Annotated in this window: 22 protein-coding genes; 16 read left to right on the forward strand and 6 right to left on the reverse strand. The window is 34.1% G+C overall.

Going from position 1 to position 19,723, the window contains the following annotated elements; genetic code table 11:
• Position 1 precedes the first annotated feature (1 nt).
• On the reverse strand, positions 2–460 hold the full coding sequence (locus ABH961_RS12485) for a YkyB family protein (protein WP_048546151.1): 459 nt from the start codon (positions 458–460) through the stop codon (positions 2–4).
• A gap of 168 nt (positions 461–628) precedes the next feature.
• Here ABH961_RS12485 and ppx point away from each other — a divergent pair, with 168 nt between their 5' ends.
• Together ppx and ABH961_RS12495 are read left to right on the forward strand one after the other, a co-directional pair.
• Positions 629–2,176: an exopolyphosphatase gene (gene ppx, locus ABH961_RS12490; protein ID WP_303740896.1), complete on the forward strand. Its 1,548-nt coding sequence runs from the start codon at positions 629–631 to the stop codon at positions 2,174–2,176.
• A 107-nt stretch (positions 2,177–2,283) separates the two neighbouring features.
• Positions 2,284–4,392 carry a polyphosphate kinase gene (locus ABH961_RS12495; RefSeq protein ID WP_000425559.1) on the forward strand — a complete coding sequence of 703 codons (2,109 nt, stop codon included), beginning with the start codon at positions 2,284–2,286 and terminating at the stop codon, positions 4,390–4,392.
• Between the two features lie 169 nt (positions 4,393–4,561).
• Here the strand turns inward: ABH961_RS12495 and ABH961_RS12500 are convergent, their stop codons facing one another.
• Positions 4,562–4,798: a hypothetical protein gene (locus ABH961_RS12500; protein ID WP_000283744.1), complete on the reverse strand. Its 237-nt coding sequence runs from the start codon at positions 4,796–4,798 to the stop codon at positions 4,562–4,564.
• Positions 4,799–4,895: 97 nt separating this feature from the next.
• The gene (locus ABH961_RS12505) at positions 4,896–5,753 is read right to left on the reverse strand and encodes a metallophosphoesterase (RefSeq protein WP_048546146.1); all 858 of its coding nucleotides are present in this window, start codon (positions 5,751–5,753) and stop codon (positions 4,896–4,898) included.
• 244 nt (positions 5,754–5,997) lie between these two features.
• Here ABH961_RS12505 and fadH point away from each other — a divergent pair, with 244 nt between their 5' ends.
• The 3 genes from fadH (at position 5,998) to ABH961_RS12520 (ending at position 8,906) form a co-directional block, all read left to right on the forward strand.
• On the forward strand, positions 5,998–6,762 hold the full coding sequence (gene fadH, locus ABH961_RS12510; protein WP_000660912.1) for a 2,4-dienoyl-CoA reductase: 765 nt from the start codon (positions 5,998–6,000) through the stop codon (positions 6,760–6,762).
• 255 nt (positions 6,763–7,017) lie between these two features.
• The gene (locus ABH961_RS12515) at positions 7,018–8,235 is read left to right on the forward strand and encodes an EAL domain-containing protein (protein WP_000564300.1); all 1,218 of its coding nucleotides are present in this window, start codon (positions 7,018–7,020) and stop codon (positions 8,233–8,235) included.
• Between the two features lie 182 nt (positions 8,236–8,417).
• A complete protein-coding gene (locus ABH961_RS12520) occupies positions 8,418–8,906 on the forward strand; it encodes a DUF3993 domain-containing protein (protein ID WP_001233813.1) in 489 nt (162 codons plus the stop codon).
• 117 nt (positions 8,907–9,023) lie between these two features.
• Here ABH961_RS12520 and ABH961_RS12525 read toward each other — a convergent pair whose 3' ends face one another.
• Positions 9,024–9,260 (reverse strand): glutaredoxin family protein, encoded by a 237-nt coding sequence (locus ABH961_RS12525; protein ID WP_001225788.1) that lies wholly within the window; start codon positions 9,258–9,260, stop codon positions 9,024–9,026.
• Between the two features lie 233 nt (positions 9,261–9,493).
• Between ABH961_RS12525 and ABH961_RS12530 the strand changes: the two genes are divergently transcribed.
• The 10 genes from ABH961_RS12530 to ABH961_RS12575 all read left to right on the forward strand — a co-directional run bounded on the left by ABH961_RS12530 (position 9,494) and on the right by ABH961_RS12575 (position 16,476).
• Positions 9,494–9,730, forward strand: coding sequence for a YkuJ family protein (locus tag ABH961_RS12530; RefSeq protein WP_000055151.1), 237 nt, complete (start codon positions 9,494–9,496; stop codon positions 9,728–9,730).
• A gap of 215 nt (positions 9,731–9,945) precedes the next feature.
• On the forward strand, positions 9,946–10,095 hold the full coding sequence (locus ABH961_RS12535; RefSeq protein WP_000440533.1) for a hypothetical protein: 150 nt from the start codon (positions 9,946–9,948) through the stop codon (positions 10,093–10,095).
• 74 nt (positions 10,096–10,169) lie between these two features.
• Entirely contained in the window at positions 10,170–10,688 is a 519-nt protein-coding gene (locus ABH961_RS12540) for a ribonuclease H-like YkuK family protein (RefSeq protein ID WP_098079026.1), read from the forward strand.
• Between the two features lie 108 nt (positions 10,689–10,796).
• Positions 10,797–10,988, forward strand: a complete 192-nt coding sequence (abbA, locus tag ABH961_RS12545; RefSeq protein WP_048546142.1) for an antirepressor AbbA — start codon at positions 10,797–10,799, stop codon at positions 10,986–10,988.
• Positions 10,989–11,149: 161 nt separating this feature from the next.
• A complete protein-coding gene (cbpB, locus tag ABH961_RS12550; protein WP_000623572.1) occupies positions 11,150–11,593 on the forward strand; it encodes a cyclic-di-AMP-binding protein CbpB in 444 nt (147 codons plus the stop codon).
• A gap of 142 nt (positions 11,594–11,735) precedes the next feature.
• The gene (locus ABH961_RS12555) at positions 11,736–12,620 is read left to right on the forward strand and encodes a transcriptional regulator CcpC (RefSeq protein WP_002008407.1); all 885 of its coding nucleotides are present in this window, start codon (positions 11,736–11,738) and stop codon (positions 12,618–12,620) included.
• A 71-nt stretch (positions 12,621–12,691) separates the two neighbouring features.
• Entirely contained in the window at positions 12,692–13,414 is a 723-nt protein-coding gene (gene dapD, locus ABH961_RS12560; RefSeq protein ID WP_048546141.1) for a 2,3,4,5-tetrahydropyridine-2,6-dicarboxylate N-acetyltransferase, read from the forward strand.
• 61 nt (positions 13,415–13,475) lie between these two features.
• Positions 13,476–14,606, forward strand: coding sequence for an N-acetyldiaminopimelate deacetylase (locus tag ABH961_RS12565; protein ID WP_098079028.1), 1,131 nt, complete (start codon positions 13,476–13,478; stop codon positions 14,604–14,606).
• A gap of 254 nt (positions 14,607–14,860) precedes the next feature.
• A complete protein-coding gene (locus ABH961_RS12570) occupies positions 14,861–15,727 on the forward strand; it encodes a hypothetical protein (RefSeq protein WP_046956446.1) in 867 nt (288 codons plus the stop codon).
• An 83-nt stretch (positions 15,728–15,810) separates the two neighbouring features.
• The gene (locus tag ABH961_RS12575) at positions 15,811–16,476 is read left to right on the forward strand and encodes a potassium channel family protein (protein WP_002160673.1); all 666 of its coding nucleotides are present in this window, start codon (positions 15,811–15,813) and stop codon (positions 16,474–16,476) included.
• A gap of 38 nt (positions 16,477–16,514) precedes the next feature.
• Here the strand turns inward: ABH961_RS12575 and rnjA are convergent, their stop codons facing one another.
• Positions 16,515–18,182, reverse strand: a complete 1,668-nt coding sequence (rnjA, locus tag ABH961_RS12580) for a ribonuclease J1 (RefSeq protein WP_000670370.1) — start codon at positions 18,180–18,182, stop codon at positions 16,515–16,517.
• Positions 18,183–18,186: 4 nt separating this feature from the next.
• Complete coding sequence (locus ABH961_RS12585) at positions 18,187–18,399, reverse strand: DNA-dependent RNA polymerase subunit epsilon (protein WP_048546139.1); 213 nt, start codon at positions 18,397–18,399, stop codon at positions 18,187–18,189.
• Positions 18,400–18,946: 547 nt separating this feature from the next.
• Here ABH961_RS12585 and ABH961_RS12590 point away from each other — a divergent pair.
• Positions 18,947–19,720: a Cof-type HAD-IIB family hydrolase gene (locus ABH961_RS12590; protein ID WP_000998280.1), complete on the forward strand. Its 774-nt coding sequence runs from the start codon at positions 18,947–18,949 to the stop codon at positions 19,718–19,720.
• The last annotated feature ends 3 nt before the right edge of the window (positions 19,721–19,723 follow it).

The following is a 19,723-nucleotide window of genomic DNA, read 5'->3' on the forward strand; positions in this document are numbered from 1 at the left end:
TTTATTTTTTTGTATAAGTACGACTATACCATGGAACAGGTTCACTTAATTTTTTTTCTTGTTTCAATGCTTCAGGACCAATATAATCTTGAAGTATTTTTTTTGCTACTGTTAAAGATAAGGTTGTTTTCGGATTTCGATAGGAGGATTCAAGATGACCAAGATGTGGTAGGATTCGAAAATCTTCTTTGGTAGGAGGAATATGGAAAAAATAATCACCTAAACGTATAAGAACATCAGATTGTTGTTGGCTAAAACGTGGATTTCTAGAAAAATGTAATCCTTCTTTAATAGCTTTTTTTTCAGCAATTAAGCGTTCTAAAGCCGTCTTTTTTAACCAGTATAAATACTTCGGATTAGTTGCAGCTTTAGCATGACGATTCACAACGAAAATAGATTGAGCTAGTCGATTAATAGAATGTTGGTTTTGTAATTGAGATTGTGGTTGTGAAGGTTTCATATTGAATCTCCTTTCAATTTTTCATTATTATAACATAAATAAAAGAGGTTTTTATTATATGCAAAAAGTGATTGTATATATTTTCAATATTAAAGCAATATTGTTACAAAAAACAACTATTTTGTATAATAGTAATAGAATGTGTTTTAGAAATTTGATAATGAAAGAGTGAGAAGTTTGAAAGAAATATTAAAACAGCAATATGCCATTATAGATATTGGATCTAATACAATGCGTTTAGTTATTTATGAAAAGCAAAACGGAGGTTTTTATAAGGAGATTGAAAATACGAAAGTGGTTGCTCGGCTAAGGAATTACTTAATTGATGGTGTGTTGAATGAAGAAGGAATAGAGGTATTGTTACAAACGTTATTTCAATTTCAAGAAAGTACACGATTCCACCAGTTGCATCATGTGCTTTGTGTTGCAACTGCAACAATTAGACAGGCTGAGAATCAAGAGGCAATTAAAAAACTGGTTGAAGGACAAACAGACTTTACTCTTAGAGTCTTATCAGAATATGAAGAAGCACGTTACGGCTATTTAGCGGTTATGAATTCAACTTCGTTCTCTGAAGGAATTACAGTAGATATTGGTGGAGGAAGTACAGAAGTTACATATTTTCGAAATAGAGAGATTCTAGAGTACCATAGCTTTCCTTTTGGAGCACTTTCTTTAAAGCAACAATTTATTAAAGGGGATATACCTACTGAAGACGAGTTGGAAAAGATTCAAACGTACTTAGAATATCAATTTCGAACATTACCATGGTTAATTGATAAGAAATTGCCTCTTATTGCAATTGGTGGTAGTGCGAGGAACTTAGTGAAAATCCATCAAAATTTAATTTGTTATCCTATAGCAGGGGTACATTTATATAAAATGAAAGAAGAAGATATTAAAAATGTGAAAGAAGAATTGGAAGCATTGTCGTTCATAGAACTTCAAAAATTGGAAGGATTGGCAAAAGATCGAGCAGATACAATTATTCCAGCAGTCGAAGTTTTTCATACGCTTGTTAATGTTATAGAGGCACCAGCATTTGTGTTAAGTAGAAAAGGGTTACGAGAAGGTGTTTTCTATGAAGAGTTGACAAAAGATTTGGGGATTTCATATTATCCGAACGTAGTCGAAGAAAGTTTGTATTTATTATCACATGAATATGAAATGGATATGGAATTTGTAATGCAGCTTATTAAACACGGAAGACTCATTTGTCAACAACTTGAAGAAACGGGGCTGATTTCTATGTCAGTAAAAGACTGGGAAGTATTTCATCAAGCAGCGAAAGTATTTAATATAGGTAAATATATAGACGAAGAAGCGAGCCGCTTACATACGTTTTATTTATTAGCGAATAAAACAATTGATGGGATGATGCATAAAGAGCGAGTTAGATTAGCGCTTATTGCGTCTTATAAATCAAAAATGTTATTCAAACAACATTTGTCCCCATTTGAAGGATGGTTTGATAAAAATGAACAAAAAAAAATCCGCCTATTAGGGGCTGTTTTACAGTTTTCAGCAGCTCTGAATATAAGACAAAGATCACTTGTTGAATCGATATCTATAACAGAAAGTAAAGAAGGATTAACATTTAAAATTGTATGTGAGCAATCGGCATTAGCGGAAAAAGTGCAAGCTGAAAAACAAAAAAAGCAGCTGGAAAGAGTGTTGAAAACGACTATTAATTTATCCTTCGAATCAACACGTTAAGTTGTACGGATGTCTTTACAAAAAATTAACACCTTGGAATATTGTAATTTGCTAAAATAAAAGTAACTAAATTATAGTAAAAAAGTTTCAGGGGAAGTGTGAAGAGGATGGAAATGTTGATGGGGAATATAGTAAATTTAAATGATACAGCTTATTACAATAATCGAGAATTAAGTTGGTTAGCATTTAATGAACGTGTACTACAAGAAGCGCAGGATGAAACAAATCCGCTCTTGGAAAGATTAAAGTTTATTAGCATTTTCAGTTCCAATTTAGATGAATTCTTTATGGTACGCGTAGCAGGATTGAAGGATCAAGTGAGTGCTGGGTTTAACCAACCAGAAAATAAGGCTGGCTTAACACCAAAAAAGCAATTAAATAAAATTGCGATAAAGGCCCATGAATTAATGACTGTACAATACGATACGTTTAAAAATTATGTGTTGCCAGCGCTGGAGTTAGAGGGGATTGAACGTTTAACATTCCACGATTTGACGAAAGAACAGAGGGAATTTATAGAAGAGTATTTTGATGAGCAGATTTTTCCAGTGTTAACACCTGTAGCTATTGATGCATATCGTCCATTTCCGATGTTATTAAATAAAAGTTTGAATTTAGCTACTCTTTTATATGATGAGAAACAAGTGGAGGAAGAAAACCGCACGAAGTTAGGAATTGTACAAGTTCCTTCATTACTTGAACGTTTCATATTTTTACCGAGTGAGGGGCAAAAGCATAAATTTATTTTATTAGAAGATGTAATTAGTGGTTTTACTCATAAATTATTTACAGGATATAAAGTATCGTCTGTTACTCGTTTCCGTATTACACGCAATGCGGATTTAACGATTCATGAAGAAGGTGCGAGGGATTTATTAAAGGTAATTGAAAAAGAATTAAAAAAGCGTAAGTGGGGAGCTGCTGTACGTTTAGAAGTTGGCAAAGAGCATATTGATGAAAGAGTATTAGCATTATTATATGAGGTGTTGGAAGTAAAAGATGAAGATGTGTATATAATGGATGGACCATTAGATTTAACATGTCTATTTTCTTTATATAAAAAACTAGCTCCTTTATATGAACATCTAGTATATCCGGCTCTTATTCCGCAACGGCCTCAAGACTTGGGGGATGCGGAAGATGTATTCGAAAAAGCAATTGAGCATGATATTTTATTACATCATCCTTTTGAATCATTTCAGCCAGTAGTTGATTTTGTACGTGATGCGGCAGACGATCCGAATGTACTTGCAATCAAACAAACATTATATCGAGTAAGTGGGGATTCGCCGATTATTCAGGCGCTAAAGGTAGCAGCTGAAAAAGGGAAGCAAGTTACGGTATTAGTTGAATTGAAGGCAAGATTTGATGAAGAAAATAATGTGCATTGGGCTAAAGAATTAGAAAAGGCAGGCTGTCACGTTATTTACGGTGTAAGTCATTTGAAAACACATAGTAAAATTACGCTAGTTGTAAGAAGAAAAAACGGAAAAATCGAAAGGTTCGTACATCTCGGGACTGGAAATTATAATGACGCAACAGCAAAGTTATATACTGATTTTGGGTATATTACATCACGAAAAGACTTTGGGGTCGATGCAACAAATTTCTTTAATTATTTGAGTGGTTATACAACCAAGCCACATTTTCATCATTTATCGGTTGCACCATTTGATATAAGAGAGCAATTTATGGATTTAATAGATGAAGAAATCCGTTATCATAGGCAATATGGAAATGGATATATTATCGCTAAGATGAATTCATTAACAGATAAACCATTAATCAAAAAAATGTATGAAGCATCACAAGCTGGAGTAAAGGTAGAGCTCATCGTTCGAGGAACGTGTTGTTTAAGGCCTGGTATTCCAAATGTAAGTGAAAATATTCGGGTAGTTAGTGTTGTCGGGAGATATTTAGAACATAGCCGAATTTATTATTTCCATCATAATGGAGAAGAGAAAATATACTTATCTTCAGCTGACTGGATGACGCGGAATATGGAGAAGCGAGTAGAAATATCTTTCCCGATATTAGATATTGAAATGAAGGCGAGAATTAAGGCGATTTTACAACTTATATTAGCTGATAATGTGAAAACACGTGAACAGAATAAATCTGGTGAGTACTACTATGTTATTAATAGTAGTACAGAAGAAATTGATAGCCAAGTGAAGTTGTTTAAGATGGCGTATCAAAACACGGATGCTGAATAATGAGAACAAAGTAAAAAAACCTCTTTTTTTAAGAGGTTTTTTTACTTTGTTCTCTACTTATTATACATTCTCTAAATAGAAGGATGCGTAGAGAGAATAGTTTTTATTGTAAGCATGTTAATGGATCAGTTAAGAGAGGGAATAACATTGGTAGAATTGTTGGAGTACATTAATAATAGAATGGTTGTTGACAAGGTCCGCCATAACAAGGATAAGGTGTTGGCGGTGGGAAAGGTGGTGGATATGGTGGGTAATACGGTCTAGGACCGAAAGCTAATGCTCCACCGAGCAGTCCACCAGCAATCCCAGCTAGAAATGGAACACCAAAAAACGGAAAGAAGCGTGAGTCGCCTACTGGACCAATAGGTGCTGAACGGACTGGGATTGGTTGATAATATGGATACATGAACAAACCTCCTTTATTGGACTCATTTTTATCATATGGTAAATGAAACGTGGATGAGCGCGTACAAGAAAGGATATGTAAGAAAATAGGCGAATTATTACGAATGTTGGAGCGTAAAAATTGTAATTTCAGGTTTTGCCATAAATCGGAATGGGACGCGTGTTCTGCCGAGACCTCGATTGACATAGAGAGCTAAATCTTGAATCGTATAGAAACCTTCAACATAGTTTTTAGCAAGTGATGGGGTAATAATAGCACCTAAAAAGGGAATTTGTACTTGTCCGCCATGGCTATGACCAGAAAGTTGTAAGTTAACTGGATATTTAGCGATTTGTGGTGCAATATCTGGCTCGTGAACAAGAACAATGTTATAAGTGTTTTGCCTCGCGTGCTGTAGTGTCTTCTCTATTTTGGGTTTGCCTAGTAGTATATCATCAAGACCGAAAATTGAAATTTCACTATTATCCAGTAGACGAATTCTCTTTTCGCTATTTAATAGTAGTTCAAATCCAGATTCACGCATGATGTGCTCGTAGTATTCCGTTCCATATCCGCCGTGATCATGGTTACCATAAATAGAAAATTTACCGAAGGGTGCTTGTATATTTTTTAAAATAGATGGAACGAAAGGAGTGTCAGTATATGTTTGATAATTATCAATGAGATCACCAGTGAAAAGAACAATGTCAGGTTTTACAGCATTAATTTTAGAAACGATTTGAGATAAATGTTGGAGAGAGAAATAGTATCCGAGATGTAAATCGCTAAATTGAAGAATCTTCATACCATGAAAACTTTTGGGTATGAGTTGTGATTTAAGTGTATGCTCTGTAAAAGAGAGTAAATGAGGCTCAATATATTTAGCGTAATAGTATCCGATGCTAGTGGTTATAAATGAATATAGACAAGTGCGCATTCCAGCTTTAAAAAAATCTCTTCTTGTAATTTTCTTCATAAAAATATGAGTATACCTATTTAACTTATATCACATGTTGTTGTTACATTTATAGGTTACTCAAATCTCCTTTCAGTTTATTTAAAGTATATTTTAAATAATAAAAAAGTAGTATAGATTACGAAAAAAATGAATAAAAAGAAACCTCTTTACGTTAAAATATCAGAAAAGTTTAAAAATATAAAGATTTCTATTAAATAAAATGATAAAATGAATGTGTATTCATTTTTGGGAGGGGATGTATGTGAAAGAAAAGGTAGTTATTATAACAGGTGGATCGAGCGGAATGGGAAAAGGAATGGCGACCCGTTTTGCAAAAGAAGGGGCACGAGTTGTTATTACAGGACGCACAAAGGAAAAACTAGAGGAAACAAAGTTGGAAATTGAACAATTTCCGGGGCAAGTATTACCCGTACAAATGGATGTAAGAAATACTGATGACATTCAGAAAATGATTGAAGAGATTGATGAGAAGTTTGGACGAATTGATGTTTTAATAAACAATGCAGCTGGAAACTTTATTTGTCCAGCAGAAGATTTATCCGTGAATGGCTGGAATTCAGTCATTAATATTGTATTAAACGGTACATTTTACTGCAGCCATGCTGTCGGAAAATATTGGATTGAAAAAGGTATAAAAGGGAATATCATTAACATGGTAGCAACATATGCATGGGATGCAGGTCCGGGAGTTATTCATTCGGCTGCTGCGAAGGCTGGAGTATTAGCAATGACGAAGACACTCGCTGTTGAGTGGGGCCGTAAATATGGAATACGAGTTAACGCTATCGCGCCAGGACCAATTGAACGTACGGGCGGTGCTGATAAATTATGGATTTCAGAAGAAATGGCTAAGCGTACGATACAAAGTGTTCCGCTTGGAAGACTGGGCACGCCAGAAGAAATTGCAGGTCTAGCTTATTATTTATGTTCAGATGAAGCTGCGTACATAAATGGAACTTGCATGACAATGGATGGAGGACAACATTTACATCAATATCCATTTTAAAAGGGATAAGAAAATGAATGTTTGATTCATATTCTCACGGTTAAATGTGACGGAATTGTGACATGTGAAAGAAAAGTATTTACAAGAGGTCATATATACGTTATATTTAAGACCTCTTTTTTCTTCATAGTAGAATTGCTAATTCCCCTTAGCATTTTACCCCTCTAATCCCTTCAGGAAAACTGAAGGGATTTTTTATTATTTTTCCGTAAATATCATGTTATAATTTTTGAAAAGTAAAGGGAGGGAAGCACATTGATAGATGCATTAGATGTAATGAGTAACTTGGATAAAGTCCTTCCTTATTATCAAGCTATTTTTAGTGCTGATGAGCATACTGTAATTGGATATGAGGTAGTAGGACGTATTCAAACAGAAGAGGGCATACAAAGTTTAGCGTCTTTCTTTCATGATGATTCTATTCCGAGTGAGTTTCAACTGGAAGCGGATAACATTATAGTAGAAAAAGCTTTAAATCGTTATTTAGAAAGTGATCAAAAACTATTATTATTTATACATCGGAATGCTAACGTATTAATGAACGATGATGATGAAAGTTTACTTCAACTTTTATTGATGTATGAAGAGCAAGGTTTAAATTTGAAACACATTGTTTTAGAAATTACAGAACATGAATGTAAAGAAGATATAGAGCAATTTAATCATTTGCTTATGTATTATCGTACATATGGTATTCAAATTTCGATTAATAAAGTCGGAACGGGTACAAGTAATTTAGAACGTATTAGCGTGTTAGCACCGGATATTTTAAAAGTAGATTTAACAAACTTAAGGCAAACTGCACTTTTACAATCTTATCAAGATATTTTATATTCTTTATCATTACTTGCTAGAAGAATTGGTGCAACATTGTTATATGAAGAAATAGATGCTTTTTATCAACTACAATATGCTTGGAAAAACGGTGGTAGATATTATCAAGGGAATTATTTGAAAGAGTGCTTACCTGATTTTATTGAAACGAATGTTTTGAAAGAACGACTTGGTAATGAGTGTCATCAATTTATTCAACATGAGAAGAAGAAATTACAAAAAATTTATAATTTAACAGAAATGTTACGTGATCGAATTGGTGATGTTCTAGCCAAACAGAAAAAGAATGAAGATATAAATGATTGGTTATTACAATTTAGCCAAAGTGTATCACAGTGTAGTTTCCGCATATTTATTTGTAACGAAGATGGTTTCCAACAATCAGGAAACGTTATGAAAAAAGATGGGGAATGGATTGTGATGCCTGAGTATTATATGAAGAACTGGAGTTGGCGTCCGTATTTTCTAGAAAATATTATGAAAATGCGTTTTGAGAATAAGGCAAGACTTTCAGATTTATATGCTGATATTGAAACCGGTGAGATGGTACGAACATTTTCCTTCCCAATTGATGATGAAAACTTTTTATTTATAGATTTATCGTATGAATATTTATATGAAGAAGATGTTTTATTTTAATGCACGAAGAGATTCGTGCATTTTTTGTTTGTTTTTATCATAAATTGGTAATAGTGAAAATGGTGATGAAAATGCTGTCTATCGTTGTAAAGATTTTACGAACGAAACCATCCCTGTCTTTGCATAATCATTGTTACAATGAATACTACAAAGACAAGTTTTCTTAAAAGGAAGGTGAAAAAATGAGGAAATATGGAATATGGTTAGTTCTATTTGTATGCGTTGCCTTTCTAGTTGGTTATAGTGTCACAACTGTTTTAGGAAAAGAGGAAGTGAAAGTCGATCGGGAAGAAGTGTTTACAACGATACAAAAAGGCTATGAAACCCAATTTTCAATTCGTGGGAAGCATTTGCCGATGAATAAGATGATAGAAACGTTATCACCATATTTTACAGAGAATTTCCTTCAAGTATTTACAGATGAAAATAGTAGAAGTGATAAACAAAGTGGTGAATATTTACTTCCAGCAAAAGAAGCGCCGTTTTCTTTTCATTCAGAAACGAAAATGTCATATGATGAAGAGCATAAAATTTTATATGTATATGAGCGGGCGAAAAGTGGACAATATCAAATTGTAACATTGCAAAGAGATCAAGGGAAATGGAAATTGGCCGGATATCATGAAAGCCAAGAACTTTTAACTGAAATAAAACGATTACAACAATTATAAAGTGAAACTGTAATTGGTGGGGGATGTTCATCTCTCACTCATTAATAGCTCGCACCAATCGGGCTATTACTGCCCACAAATAGTGGGATAAAAATAAGAATAGGTCTTTACCTATTCTTATTCAATATTGAGTAGCTGTTGTAATTTTTCAATTTGAAAACCAGCAACAACTTCTCCATCAATTACAACTGTTGGAGTTGAATACGAATCATAGTCGTATAAAAGACGATTGCGTGCAGCAGCGTCTTTTTTTACGTCAAATTCTTCATATACAACGTTATTATGCTTTAAAAATTCTTTCACAATGACACATGGCGGACAATCAGGTTGTGTGTAAACCTCAATTTTTCTCATTGTAATTCCTCCTTTTTTCTGTTTTTTATTATATTCTTCCAGTATAAAAATCGCAATAAAGAAGGGAAAAGATGTTCTTTCTGTTTTTTCCTTCGCATTTCGACAAATTTTTAGTTGAGTTTCTGGCCAATAACCTTTATCCTAGACTGTGGAACATTTTTTCTGTTATGACGGATAGAATGAGTATAGCTGTAAAACCTATTGGTAGGAAGATCAGAGAAAGGAGAGATTTCATGTCTCTACTCCAAGGAATTTTAACTCGACTTGTTAGTCTACAAGAACAAGCTGAAAGCGGTGAAGTAGCACAACGCTATTTTGAAGTGAACGGTGAGCGCAAATGTAGCGTGAAATTTTTCGATAAAAGTGAAATGTATGAGTTAGAAGTGTATCAACAAGGTGAAAAACCTCAAGTGTATCAATTCGATAATATCGATATGGTTGCAATTGAGATTTACGATATCATTTCTTGATACATATAAAAAAGGTGTTGCCATATGGCAACACCTTTTTTAGTTCTATTACTTTTTAGCATATATGTATAGGGAGTTTTCATTTTTCCTACAATGGTAATAAAGTGAAATTGTAATCAGTGGGGATTCTTCGTCCTATACTGAATATTAGTCATCACCAATTGGGTGTTTACAGATAGCAAAAGCGAGATAAAAATAACGAGGAGGTGTGTTGTATGGAACGTTTACCAGTTGTGATTTGTCCTAAATGTCACAATTCTGCTGAGATTATTCATGTATTAACAGCTCAATCGAATCAAAATGTAATTTATACGTGCCAAGTTTGCCATTATGTAATTCGAAATATTGAAACGAATAAAGGATAGGGAGTTATAATTTTTATTTTTGTCCCATACAATGAAAATACGAAAAGTCTGTCTAATTGAAAGGACGTGACTATGTGGCCGGTGAACATACATTTTATAATGTTTCAGAGAGACATTTAAATTTTGATATGGTCTTTAGCCGTATTTGTAGTTTCATTGAAAAAGATCCACGAAATTTATATCGCTTATCCATTGGGACAGACTCACAAGCACATCAAAAGGATACGAGGTTTATTACGGCAATTCATATTCATCGCATTGGAAAAGGTGCCTGGGGGTGTTTACACCATAAATCAGTGAAAGATAAGCCAGCAACTTTACGTGAGAAAATATATTTAGAAACGCAGTTTAGCCAAGAGATCGCATGCCTATTTACTCCAAATCATATACAAACAATATGGGATTTATTGCATCCATATGCTCAAGAGGGAGCAGGATTTATAATGGAAATTCACTTGGATATCGGAAATGATGGTTTAACAAAAGAATTTATTCTAGATATGACAGCGAAAATTCAAGCGATGGGATTAACGGCAAAAATTAAGCCAGATGCTTATGCGGCGTTTAGTTATGCAAATCGATATACGAAATAAAAAACAATTTTTATATATCCTTCGTTAAAAACTGAATATTACATCTATTAAATAGGTTGGAAATTATATATAATAAGAGTAACGATGCGAGTATAAGGAGAGGGGTATATGAAAAGGGAATTTGTTTTAACAGAAGAAGAAGAGAGTTTGTTACTAGATATTCTATTTCAGCAAAATTATGCGAGTGAAATTTTAGCTGTGGAAATTACAGATATTGAGAATGGTTTAAAGCAGACAGATGTGACACAATATAAAAAAATCACAAGGTTATTTTACAGATTAAAAAATAAGGGGTATTAAGCACTACCGGGATGGTAGTCTTTTTTTTGTGTTGTATGCTAAAATAGCTGTGTAATTTTGTTTTTATTGAAATAAAGTAAGGACAAAATAATAATATGAAAACGCTGTCATAAAATATGAATAGATTCGGTGATTAAAAGTAGGAAAATGGGGGATGTAATATGATTAGTATTCCGAAAGACGAGTTTCAACAAATTTTTGTGAAAGATTTAATGATTTCATCAGAAAAAGTAGCACATGTCCAAATGGGGAATGGTTTAGAGCATGCTTTACTCGTTCTTGTGAAATCTGGATATTCGGCGATACCTGTTTTGGACCCGATGTATAAATTGCATGGGTTAATTAGTACTGCTATGATTTTAGATGGTATGTTAGGGTTAGAACGTATTGAGTTTGAAAGACTTGACGAAATGAAAGTAGAACAGGTGATGAAGGAAGACATTCCGGTTCTTAAGTTAGAAGATTCGTTTGCAAAAGCTTTAGAAATGACAATTGATCATCCTTTTATTTGCGCTGTCAATGAAGATGGGTATTTTGAGGGGATTTTAACACGTCGGGCTATTTTAAAATTGTTGAATAAAAAAGTAAGGCAACATAATCGATAATGTGAGAAAAGTGACTTCATAGAAGCGGAGAAGTCACTTTTTTTTCGTGCATATCAGTTGTGTATGTATTATATTTAAAAAGATAAAAAATATAAGAGTATATAGTTAAATTAAGGATGAAAAGCTTATTGAGATAAGGTGTATGGAAGCTAAGGAAAGAGGGAGAAAGTTGCAAATTGATGATTTTCAAATGATGGTTGTGTTAGCTCAGGAATCAAATATGAGAAAAGCGGCGGAACGTTTATTTGTTTCACAACCTGCGCTTAGTCAACGATTACAATCTATGGAGAAACAATGGGGAATGAAGTTTTTTATTCGCTCACAAAAAGGATTGACAATTACACCTGAAGGGGAAAAAGTCGCAAATTATGCAAAAGAAATGCTGCAAAAGGAAGAGGATATTAAAAGTGAGCTAGCTGTTTTTAGAACAGAAACTCACGGAACGTTAAAAATAGCTGTTGCATCAGTTATTGGTCAATATTGGCTTCCTCCTGTTTTGAAGAAGTTTGTACATAAATACCCTTCTGTGAAAATATCGCTGTTTACTGGCTGGAGTAGTGAAGTACAAAAGCAATTTTATGAAGGGGACGTTCATGTTGCTATATTGAGAGGAACACAAGAATATAAAGGTCAGAAGCAACAATTATTTGAAGATGAACTTTATTTAGTGGATAAAGAAATAAAAGATATTACGATGTTAAAAGAAACAAATAGACCATTTATTCAATTTAAAAGTGATTCGACTTATTATGGACAAATACAAAATTGGTGGTATGGTTTATTTTCTAATCCACCTAAGAGAACAATTGTGGTTGATCAAATTGAGACTTGCAAACAACTCGTTTTAAATGGTATAGGTTATGCTCTTTTACCTTCTACTGTTTTAAAAGAAGTACAGGAAAATATGTATAAAACACCTGTTCAATTAACGAGAGAAACATGGTTATTGACGAGTGAATCGGCCAGACAATTAAAGCAAGTAAGGGCATTTTTAGAAATTATAGAAGAAATTCAAATGGAAAAATAGGATTATTATCTTGCTACTCGCTCTATCGTTTGGTAGAGTAACATTATAAATGGATTTAGGAGGCAACAAGAATGAAAATGATGGACGCTAACGAAATTATTTCGTTTATTCAAAAAAGTGAAAAGAAAACTCCTGTAAAGGTATACATAAAAGGGGATTTAAAAGAAGTAACATTCCCTGAAACGGTACAAGCATTTGTAAATAAAAAGTCTGGTGTATTATTTGGAGAATGGTCTGATATTAAGACAATTCTTGATGAAAATAGCAAGCACATTGCTGATTACGTTGTTGAAAATGACCGTCGTAATTCTGCAATTCCAATGCTTGATTTAAAAGGTATTAAAGCTCGTATTGAGCCAGGCGCGATTATTCGTGATCACGTTGAAATCGGCGACAACGCTGTTATTATGATGAATGCAACAATTAATATCGGTGCTGTAATTGGTGAAGGTACTATGATTGACATGAACGCGGTACTTGGTGGACGTGCAACTGTTGGTAAGAACTGTCACGTAGGTGCAGGTGCAGTACTTGCAGGTGTTATTGAGCCGCCTTCAGCAAAACCAGTTATCGTTGAAGATGATGTTGTAATTGGTGCAAACGTAGTTGTGTTAGAGGGAGTTACAGTAGGTAAGGGTGCAGTTGTAGCAGCAGGAGCTGTTGTAACAGAAGATGTACCTCCATATACAGTTGTTGCCGGTACTCCAGCACGTGTAATTAAAGAGATTGATGAGAAGACAAAAGCAAAAACTGAAATTAAACAAGAGCTTCGTCAATTAAACCCAGAGAAATAAACACAAAAAAAGCGTAAGAGCATAACAGGCTCTTGCGCTTTTTATAGATAGAGGTGCAAAAATGGCAGTAAGCAAATTCGTTCAAATTCGTAGAGACTTACACAAAATACCGGAAATTGGATTTAAAGAGTGGAAAACACAACAGTATATTTTAGATTACATCGGAACGCTTTCGAATGAATATGTGGAAGTGAAAGTATGGAAAACGGGTGTCATTGTTAAAGTAAATGGAAAAAATCCAGAAAAAATTATCGGTTATCGCGCAGATATAGACGGTTTGCCAATTACTGAAGAAACTGGATATGAGTTTGCTTCTATTCATGAAGGAATGATGCATGCATGTGGACACGATTTGCATACAACAATCGGTTTAGGCCTTCTAACAGCAGCCGTAACAGAAAGAATAGATGATGACCTTGTGTTTCTATTCCAACCAGCTGAAGAAGGGCCAGGAGGGGCTCTTCCTATGTTAGAGAGTGAAGAGTTAAAAGAATGGAAGCCGAATATCATTCTTGGTCTTCATATTGCACCTGAATACGCTGTAGGAACAATTGCCACAAAAGAGGGGCTATTATTTGCAAATACATCAGAGTTATATGTTGATTTGAAAGGGAAAGGTGGACATGCAGCCTACCCGCATACTGCAAATGATATGATTGTAGCGGCAAGTCACCTTGTTACACAACTTCAATCCGTTATTAGTCGTAATGTGAATCCTCTTGATAGTGCAGTGATTACAATCGGAAAAATAACAGGTGGTACAGTTCAAAATATCATAGCAGAAAAGTCTCGGTTAGAAGGAACGATTCGAACTTTATCAGTGGAATCAATGAGGCGTGTTAAAAGTAGGATTGAGGCAATTGTTGCAGGTATAGAAGCTTCCTTCCAATGTGAAGCTGTTATTGACTATGGAGCGATGTATCATCAAGTATATAACCATGAGGTATTAACGAGAGAGTTTATGCAGTTTGTAAGTGAACAAACTGATATGAATGTAATTACATGTACTGAGGCAATGACAGGGGAAGATTTTGGTTATATGCTTCAAGAGATTCCTGGATTTATGTTTTGGCTTGGGGTAAATTCAGAATATGGTTTACACCATGCAAAATTAAAACCAGATGAAGAGGTTATTGAGAAAGCTATCGTATTTTTAGATCAATATGTAAAGTGGAAAGGAACTAGAAAGTAAACTCGCTCGCCAACTTTGAAAAAACTTACAGTTGGTACTTGTTAGTTCCAAGACGAAAACATCTTTCATATTTGTTTTGGATACACATTGGCATACAAATGGATAAAGTAATGAGCAGCGGTTTTGAGCCGCTGCTCATTATTCATTATCGCTTATTGAGAAGATGATTAGTTAACTAGCTTATATATGTTTACATTTCGTGTAGAAAGTGTGTAAAATCAAGGTGAAACATAGAAAAAAGGGTGGGGAATTACGTGCAAATTAGCAGTGCAATGTTGTGTTTCGTCTTATATGCGTATGTTATTATTGCGGCGGTGTATTTTGGGATAAGTTTTTATGCCTACCGTTTAGTAGATAATCACGAATATGACGAAACATATAAATGGGTGAAAAGATATTTATCACCTGTATTAGAAATTATGAATGGGTTTGTGCTCTTTTTATTTATTGGATTAATTGCTTTCTCGACGAGTTTAGTAGGGAATAAAACGACATTATTTGTACTAGGTATCATTATTTTTATGTTGTTAGGGATACGGATTGGTAACACAGTGTTTTGGAATGAAAGAAAAGTAGATGGTTGGACTGGAATGTTAATCCCGTGTATGTTAGCGGCTATCGTGACAAACATAGAGCATGAGTATTATCAATTACATTTTTGGCTTATTATCGTTTTAACAATTCTTTCAGTTTTGTACATAAGTACGGTAGTACTCACATACATTGCACATGAAAAAGGTGATGTTAAAGGAACACGCTTCTTTAGAGGGCGAGCATTATTTTGGAGTGTGCCAACGATGGCTGTTATAGGAATTATTGCGATATTAGTAAATGGATATCAATTTACTAATTGGCAACTGTTTTTAGAAAATTGGTGGATTTTCATTATTTCGTTTATCGCTTTTTTAGGTGCAACACATTATTTATTCCATCAACATCATTATATATTGGCATTGCTATTCGCATTTACACAACTATTATTTGCTTTCTTCGGACAAGAAACGTTATTATTCGTTTTTGAAACATTTAGTTCATTTGGAAATATATTTGTATTTGGTATGTTAATTTTCAGTATCGCATTTTATTTACAACAGTATTTTTATATGCAAAAACAAAAATAAGAATGATATACAGGTTTTTGTAGCAAATCTAAAGTATGTTACAATAAAAATACATAGTATTCGATGTTATTGGAGGAATTCCTGTGGGTGAAAAAGAGAAAGAATTTGCTGTCATTGGCCTTGGACGTTTTGGTGGAAGTATTTGCCGAGAACTCGCTCAATTAGGTATGGAAGTAATGGCAATTGATTCAGATGAGGATAAAATTAATGAGTTTGCAAATATAGCTTCACATGCTGTAATTGCAGATTCAACAGATGAGATGGTATTAAAAAGTCTTGGTATTCGTAATTTTGATCATGTAGTCGTTGCTATTGGAGACAATTTAAATTCAAGTATTTTAACAACATTAATTTTAAAAGAGTTAGGTGTAAAAAATATTACTGTAAAAGCTCAAAATGATTACCATGAAAAAGTGTTAAGTAAAATAGGGGCAGATCACATTGTGCACCCCGAGCGTGATATGGGAAAAAGGATTGCTAATAATATTGCATCAAGTAATGTATTAGACTATCTTGAGCTTTCAGATGAGCATAGTATTGTAGAGATTATTGCAAATAAAAAAATTGATGGTCATTCTTTAATCGAATTAGATATTCGTGCGAAGTTTGGATTGAATATTGTAGCGATTAAACGTGGTAAAGAAGTTATTGTATCTCCTCGAGCTACGGAAAATATTCAAGTGGGAGATATATTAATTGTAATTGGTCATGACGATGAAGTAGATCGTTTTAAACACTTTTTAAGATAAGAGAAAAGGACAATACCATGAAGGTATTGTCCTTTTTCTTATATTTCCATAATGATTGGTAAAATCATTGGGCGACGTTTCGTTTTCTCATATAGGAATGGTGCTAATGTGTCTGTAATTTCATTTTTAATTTCAGACCATTGTGTTGTTTTACGCTCCATTACTTTTTCTAAATGAGTTGTAATTAATGTTTGAGCATCATTAATTAAATCACTACTTTCGCGCATATACACGAAACCACGTGAGATAATATCAGGTCCTGCTGCAACTTTAAACTCTTTCATATCAATGCTTACAACTACAATAACAAGTCCTTCTTCAGAAAGAATACGACGATCACGTAACACGATATTACCGATATCTCCAATACCATTTCCGTCAATATAGACAGATCCAGATGGTATTTTACCAGCTACGCTTGCTTCATCAGAACGAAGAGCAAGAACATCTCCATTATCCATGATGAAACAGTTTTCTTCTGGAATACCACAATCGTTTGCTAACTTCATATGCATACGTTGCATGCGGTATTCACCATGAATTGGCATGAAATACTTCGGTTTAATTAGACGAAGCATTAGTTTTTGTTCTTCTTGTCCACCGTGTCCACTCGTATGAATGTTTGACAGTTTTCCGTGGATTACATCAGCACCAGCACGATACAACATGTTAATTGTACGGCTTACACTAATTGTATTACCAGGGATTGGTGAAGAAGAGAAAACAACTGTGTCGCCAGGAATAATTTGAATTTGACGATGAGTACCATTAGCAATACGTGAAAGTGCTGCCATTGGCTCACCTTGACTACCTGTACATAAAATAACAACTTTATTAGCCGGTAGGCGATTTAGTTGAGCTGTATCTATGAATGTATCCTTCGGACAGCGAATATAACCAAGGTTTTGTCCGATTTCAATCGCCGCTTCCATACTGCGACCGAACACAGCCACTTTACGATTGTTTTCAACAGCCGCTTCAACAACTTGTTGCAAGCGATGGATATTTGATGCAAAGGTTGCAAAGATAATACGACCTTCTACTTTGCGGAAAATATCTTGAATACTATCACCAACACGGCGCTCAGACATTGTAAAGTTTGGAACTTCACTGTTTGTACTGTCAGATAAGAGACAAAGTACGCCGTCTTTTCCGATTTCAGCCATTTTTGTTAAGTCCGCTGGTTCACCGACTGGTGTGAAATCAAATTTGAAATCGCCAGTATGAACAACTTGTCCTTGAGGTGTTTTCACAACAACTCCGTATGAATCTGGGATACTGTGAGTTGTACGGAAGAAGGAAACAGATGTCTTTTTAAATTTAATAACATCATCTTCTTGAATTTCATAAAGTTTTGCTTTACGAAGTAATCCGTGCTCTTCTAATTTGTTTTTGATTAGTGCAATTGCTAATTTTCCGCCATAAATCGGGATGTTTACTTGACGTAATAAGTAAGGAATTCCACCGATATGATCTTCGTGACCATGTGTAATGAATAATCCTTTAATTTTATCTTCGTTTCGCACAAAATAAGTGTAATCTGGTATTACATAATCGATTCCGAGGAGTTCGTCTTCTGGAAATTTAATTCCAGCATCAATAATAATAATTTCATCTTGAAATTGAACAGCATATGTATTTTTACCGATTTCACCAAGTCCACCTAAAGCAAAAACGGCAGCTTGATCATTCTTTAGAAATTTCATATGACTATACGATTTCCGCTAATATTAAATCAGCGTTTTCTTTTTCATATTCAAGATGAGCACCAGTAACAGACTGAACGAACTCGATATTATATGCGAACTTATTTAATTTCTTACGAACATCCTTTTCAGACGTAGCCTCTAAATATAAAACTTTTGTATTTTCACGTACTGGAACCTCAGTCAATTTTACTTGATAAAATACTTTAAAAATCATTTGGAAAACCTCTCCTTGTCTATGTTTTGCATTATCTGTTACTTATTATAAAGCAAACAGTCACGATTTTCATGTTTTTTCGAATGAGAATGAAGAAAAAGCCCGAAATGGGCACAATTTAAGCGATTGTCTTTTTACGGACTAGATCTTTTAAATAACGCTTGAGCTTTTTCTTCAGCTTCTTCAGCATGATTACTCCTTCCTTTCCTTATTTAAAACATGCATATTACTAGTGAAAACTCCGTCTCTGATATAAGAAAGAAGACAAAAGTGAATGTTGAATCTTGTCCTTTCTCATACAGGGAAAGTTATTCTATAGTAACGATTAGTAGCCGTTAGTTATAGGTATAGTATGAGAAAGAATAGAAAAGAAAATTCATACGAACAAGTATCCACATTTTTTACTAACATATATATGCAGGTTTCATAAATAAGGTCAGAAAGTGAACGCTTTCTTCACAGATGTTTAATATGTTATACTTTTTTTTAGAATTTGAAAAGCGATAATCAAAATAGGAATATAGAGTAACAGAAAGGATTTTGACAAATGAATGATAAAATTGTCTTTTTTGATATTGATGGAACATTATTAGATCATGATAAGAAGATTCCGCAATCTACACGAGATGCAGTAAGACATTTACAAGAGAAAGGTGTGCATGTAGCAATTGCGACAGGACGTGCGCCATTTATGTTTGAAGATATTCGTGAGGAACTCAATATACATAATTATGTTAGCTTTAATGGACAGTACGTTGTATTTGAAGATGAGGTAATATTTAATAACCCGTTACATCCAGCTGCCTTACATAAGTTTACTCAGTTTGCAAAACAAGAAGGATATCCACTTGTATATCTTGATCATCAAGAAATGAGAGCATCAGTGGAATATCATGATTATGTGAAAGAAGGTTTTGGAAGCTTAAATTTTGAGCATCCGGCATATGAACCTGATTTCTATGAGAAACGTAATATTTATCAAACACTTCTTTTCTGTGAAGTGAATGAAGAAGAAAAGTTTATTAATCATTACCCAGACTTTCATTTTATTCGCTGGCATGCATATTCCATGGATATTATTCCAAATGGCGGTTCTAAGGCAAAAGGGATTGAGAAATTCATTGAAAAATTAGGATTTAACCGTGAACAAGTGTATGCATTTGGAGATGGTTTAAATGATTTAGAAATGATTGAAGCAGTTGGGACGGGTATTGTGATGGGGAATGGTCATGAAGACTTGAAAAAACTTGCAAATCATGTGACAAAGGATGTTAGTGAAGACGGCATATATCATGGCTTAAAATGGGCTGGATTGCTATAAGTG

Source organism: Bacillus sp. RC251 (assembly GCF_044908765.1).
GTDB classification, from domain to species: domain Bacteria; phylum Bacillota; class Bacilli; order Bacillales; family Bacillaceae_G; genus Bacillus_A; species Bacillus_A wiedmannii.